General features: G+C 37.3%; 3 protein-coding genes. 2 read left to right on the top strand and 1 reads right to left on the bottom strand.

The genetic code is table 11. The features are described from left to right. Together F6K13_RS16860 and F6K13_RS16865 are read left to right on the top strand one after the other, a co-directional pair. Positions 1 to 348: DUF423 domain-containing protein (locus tag F6K13_RS16860; protein WP_287287867.1), on the top strand; the 348-nt coding region annotated here is incomplete at its 5' end. A gap of 157 nt (positions 349 to 505) precedes the next feature. Continuing rightward, positions 506 to 2,575: a serine/threonine-protein kinase gene (locus F6K13_RS16865; protein ID WP_192901184.1), complete on the top strand. Its 2,070-nt coding sequence runs from the start codon at positions 506 to 508 to the stop codon at positions 2,573 to 2,575. A gap of 408 nt (positions 2,576 to 2,983) precedes the next feature. On the opposite strand, the gene F6K13_RS16870 is transcribed toward F6K13_RS16865, so the two are convergent. Beyond that, the gene (locus F6K13_RS16870) at positions 2,984 to 4,747 is read right to left on the bottom strand and encodes an iron uptake porin (protein WP_124146708.1); all 1,764 of its coding nucleotides are present in this window, start codon (positions 4,745 to 4,747) and stop codon (positions 2,984 to 2,986) included. Positions 4,748 to 5,310 lie beyond the last annotated feature (563 nt).

Consider the following 5,310-nt stretch of genomic DNA (forward strand, 5'->3'; position numbering starts at 1 on the left):
TCACCATTAACAAAGCTAAGGAATGGTTCTTTTGCTTCTCATGCTTTGAAAGAAAAGTTTAGTCAATACTTTCTAGACATTTTTCAGACAGGTGCTCGTTTACAAATGTACCATTCCTTAGCTTTGTTAATGGTGGCTTTTTTATTAACTATTGAAGAGTTACCTCAAGGATTAATGGTGGCGGCTGGCTATGCTTTTATTATTGGGATAGCAATTTTTTCTGGGAGCTTATATGCTTTAAGTCTGACAGGAATTAAATGGTTAGGAGCTATTACGCCCATAGGTGGAATTGCCTTGATTATTGGATGGGGGTGTATGGCAGTCGCTGGTTGGAACTTAAAACTATAAAAATTGATTATTTTGATTATTTATAGAAATATTTAAAGATATTCAAGTCAAAAAATCAGCAAATAATGAACAATATTTTGCCAAAAGTTTTAAAGAAGACAACTTCGAGCTATAGTGTAGTAAACCAAAGCTATACAAATCTGGGTATCTGGCTTCTGTGAGTTACTGCCTTAATCCCAACTGCCCCAATCCGTCTGACCCATTAAATGCTGGTAAACGCATTTGTTGTCAATGTGGCTCACAATTGTTGCTGCAAAATCGGTATCGCGTGATTAAGCCCCTTGGGGGGGGAGGTTTTGGGAAAACTTATTTAGTAGATGATCAAGGTGTAAAAAAAGTTCTAAAAGTATTACTGAAAAGTCATCCAAAAGCTGTATCTCTGTTTCAGCAGGAAGCACAAGTACTAATCAGTTTACGAAACCCTGGGATTCCGAAGATAGAAAAAGATGGTTATTTTACATTTTTCCCAGAAAATAGTGATGAATCTATACACTGCCTCGTAATGGAATTTATTGGTGGTGCAAATTTACAGGATTGGATGAAAAGTCGTCGCCATAGACCAATAAATCAAGCTCAAGCAGTAGATTGGCTGACACAATTATCGGAAATATTGGAAAAAGTTCATCAGCAAAATTATTTCCATAGAGATATTAAGCCCCACAACATCATGCGTAGACTAAATGGCCAATTGGTGTTAATAGATTTTGGTACTGTCAGAGAGGTATCTGAAACTTACTTAGTCAAAGTAGGTCAGGGGGAAAATGTTACAGGTATTGTCTCACCAGGATATACTGCCCCAGAGCAAACAAATGGCAAAGCTGTTCCTCAATCAGATTTTTTTGCTCTAGGGCGGACTTTTGTCTATTTATTAACAGGTAAACCCCCCACGGCCTTTCCAGAAAATCCTCGTTCGGGAAAATTGCAATGGCGAAAATATGCTCCTCACATATCAAAGAGGTTGGCAGATATAGTTGATTATTTGATGGCTCCTTTCCCAGGAAATAGACCTCAAACTCCAGCCATGATTTTGCAGTGCCTAGCAGAAATTGATACCGGAGATAGTTCTGGTAAAGAAAATTATCGAATGCCTTCCCCTTCTAAGCAGACTAAACGAGGCCAAGAAAACACTAAATTGCCAACAGACCAAACTCAAACAAGAAGTTTATCTAGAACAAAATTCAAGACAAAAATATCCCGTAATCAGTCAAACATTAAATTAAAAAATAATCTGATAATCGGGTTAACAATGTTGCTATTGGCAGTAGCAACCTCTCAATTTTATGGCTTTTGGCGCTATAGAATTTTTCCTGCAGATCCAATCCTATTGTTACGAGGGTTGAATAGTAGTCGATTTTTGCAGACTACCTTAAATGGTTATTTAGGACCAGTAAATGCGATCGCTCTGACACCAGATGGTCAAATTCTTGCTACAAGTAGCTCTAATACAATTAAAATTTGGAACCTCAAGACTGAGGAATTAAAAAATAACATTGCAGATGCTCATACAGCTCAAGTAACTACTCTAGCAATTAGTCCTAGTGGTCAAATATTAGTAAGTGGTAGTGCCGATCAAACTATCAAATTTTGGGATCTAGGAGTAGGTAAATTAATAGATACAATTCTGGCTCATCAAGGCCAAGCAAAGGCAGTGGCCATTAGTCCTGATGGACAGACATTAGCAAGTGTTGGTAGTGATCGATTAATGAAATTGTGGAATATCCAAACAAGTAGTCGAATGCTTACCTGGATACCAGATCAAGAACATGAAGTAAATACTTTAGCTTTTAGCCGAGATGGGACTATTTTAGTTAGTGGTAGTAATGACGGAACCATTAGACTGTGGAACGTTAGTACGGGTATTCGTAGACAAACTCTAGAGGGACATACCAAGGCAGTTAGTACGGTCGTTATCAGTCCAGATAATCAAACTTTAGCTAGTGGAAGTGAAGATGGAACTATTATACTATGGAATTTAAACACAGGGGAAAAAGAAAGTGTAATTAAACCAAATATAGCTGCAGTCAAATCTATTGTTTTCACTCCTGATCAGCAAAAAATAGTAGCTGCCGGTGAAAATATTACTATTTGGGATCTAATTACAGAGGAGAAATTACAAACATTGATTGGTCATTCTGAATCAATAAGTTCTCTTGCTATTACTCCTGATGGTAAAACCTTAGTTAGTGGAAGTGCAGATCAAACTATTAAGGTCTGGCGAATACCATAATATTCTGTCCGCTGATTTAATCACTTAACTTCCTGGGTCGGAACTGCTTCCCTCTAAGATTGGGAGTCTTAAACGAACCTGTTAAAATAGATAAAAACTTTCTCTTTTCTTCTTTGGTTGATTTATCTTCCCTGTTTCCTGTTTCCGTTTATTTAGTAAGTGTTCAACCAGAAATAATATTATAGCAGGAGAAAGAAGGAAGAAGGAAGAAGGAAGAAGGAAAAACCTTGCGTTGTCTGAGTGTTAAGCTTTTGATATGTCCGCGCCCTTTGCTTCGACTGCTATAACTAGAAAAATTTTACTCTACAGACTGAACTAACACAAAAAGCAAAAGTAGGAAAAAAAGATGATTTCTTATTTACCCTACTTTCTTTGTTTTGCTTAGTCAATTCAGGTTTTAGTAATATTCTAAAACCTAAATTGAGTCCTGATAGTTCCTACCCAGAGAGTTTCATTATCCTCAATGTGATTAGGATTAGTAATCACAAACAAACCAGGAGTAATCGCAATATTGTCGTTCATTTGGAAGCGATAGAATACTTCAATGTGTATAGATGTATCTGGGTCTTTTAAATCATCATCATCACCACCATCAGTAATAATTGGTGGTACACCAACAATGATACCTCCTAAACTACCGTCCCTGAATAGATCTGGAAAAGCTAAGGTCAAAGCGCCAGTGATGATAGTGATATCATCATCATCACTATCATCTTCAGGACGAGCAAATGAGGCACCAGCCCAACCACCTATTTGAAACCAATCCTTAACTTTCCATTGAGCTTCAAAGTTGAGGTTGTCTGCTGTACTTCTTCTGTCATTAAAAGGATCTCTGGCCAGAAAACTACCAGTACTTCCGGTTAAGTTCAAATCTCCTTTCGGATGATATGCACGCAAATAACCTAGTTGAAAAGATATTTTATCATTTGGCTCAATTGTAACCTGGCCAAATCCACTAAACCCACCATTAAAAAGACCTCTACCTTCTTGAGGGTCTTCCGAATCTGGTACAGCATAACCTATAGTCATCTCAATCGCATCACTGAAAGCATAGGCAAATTTCATACCCGCATCAGAAGGAGCACGATAGAAAGTAGGGGTGAAGCGTCCAAACCTAGAAAAAGAACCAGCACCACTACTTTGAAAAGGATTAATAGGTGCCACAAAGTCATCAATACCATAGCCATTAGCAGCTATCTCTATTTGTGCTTTATTGTTGAGTAAAGGAAAACGATAGGCCAGTTTATTGAGAGTCACATCATCATCTAGATCGTCATCTGTAGATAGACGAGTCATCAAACTATTTGTCAAATCTCGAGCGCTATAGTTAGGAACGTTACGAGCTTGTAAACGAGTTCTCAAGCGATCTTTACCTGTAAAACTGGTATCAAAAATTAAACGAACCCGATAAGAAAGAGTCGCCTCTGTTCGATCCTCGTCACTCCGTGGTAGTCCACGTCCCCCAGCTTTTTCTCCAAAGGTATCACTCAACCAAAATAAAATTTCACCACCCAGTTTGGTAGTTGTTGAGAATTGATTGGCTTCCAGCTCCTCCGTTCTAGCTTCCAGAGCATCAACACGGCCACGCAACTCAGCTAATTCTGTAGCAAACTCTTCTTGCAGTCTCTGTAATACTGCCAAATCATCACGAGTCACTAAATCTGCTGTTGCTGCTGCGACTAATTCTGTAATTCGATCCAAACAAGCATTTAGACCAGCAGCAAACTCATAACGGGTCATCGCCCGATTACCTTTGTAAGTACCATCTGGATAACCAGCAATACAACCATAACGTTCTACTAAAGATTGCAAAGCTTGAAAAGCCCAATCAGTGGGTTGGACATCTGATAATTGAGTCACAGATGTTACTTGTCCCATGGGATCTACTTGTTCTAACTCTGCTCCAGGAATCTTCAGGGAAGGATCTTTTAGATTTTGTAATCTAGTATCTCCTGGTATTTCTACTTCTTCTGAGGAGGTATCACCTTGTGATTCTGTGGGCAGTTCAGATGAAGTAGTTGAATAGTTAGTTGTATTTGTATTAACATCTTGAGCATTAGCCAGTTGTTCTACAGAAACCTGATTTGCTAAAGCAGAATTAGCTATTAGTAAAGTGGCGATACTGAATACACCAGAAGTCTGTTTTAGAACATTCAGGGTAATTTTTGTCATTTTGCTCTCCTCACACCTTTTTATAACCAATGAACAACCCTACTGTTTAGAGTAGATTTTACTATTGATTGTTCCAATTTATTTTCTTAACAGAAGTCTTAGTGTTAGCTAAGTTTAATCTGGTTTAATCTGGAGATAGATATCTAAAATTATTTAGCATTAGAGAATTAAGGGCTTCAATGCTCTAAAATATGGCATAAACAAATAGAATATTTTTCTCCATAAAATTATTCCTAGTAGTTTTTACACAAAACTTATCCTGAAAAAAGACAAGTTAAGTATCGCCCTTGAGTGTAACAACAATTTAGATATTAGATAAATATGTCTAAACTTCACTAGAACTATCAGTAGACTCAAAGTATTTCTGAATAATTAGATACAGTAGACATAGTTACCTTTTTTTACCAAGAAGGTTAGCACCTCTTACGCAATAGTGCAACTATCTTGAATGTAATATTTGATTTATTTTATTTTTCTGCCTATTGTTCCAGGAGTATGACTAGGTAATACCAGACATGATATTTTTTTACTCTACAAAGTCAAAAGCTAATTTAGTTCAATCT

The sequence above is a fragment of the Okeania sp. SIO2B9 genome, assembly GCF_010672505.1.
GTDB classification, from domain to species: domain Bacteria; phylum Cyanobacteriota; class Cyanobacteriia; order Cyanobacteriales; family Microcoleaceae; genus Okeania; species Okeania hirsuta.

What these genes read in the sequence shown, in the direction of transcription:
- F6K13_RS16870 (WP_124146708.1), bottom strand. Translation starts at nt 4,747, where the DNA reads ATGACAAAAATTACCCTGAATGTTCTAAAACAGACTTCTGGTGTATTC.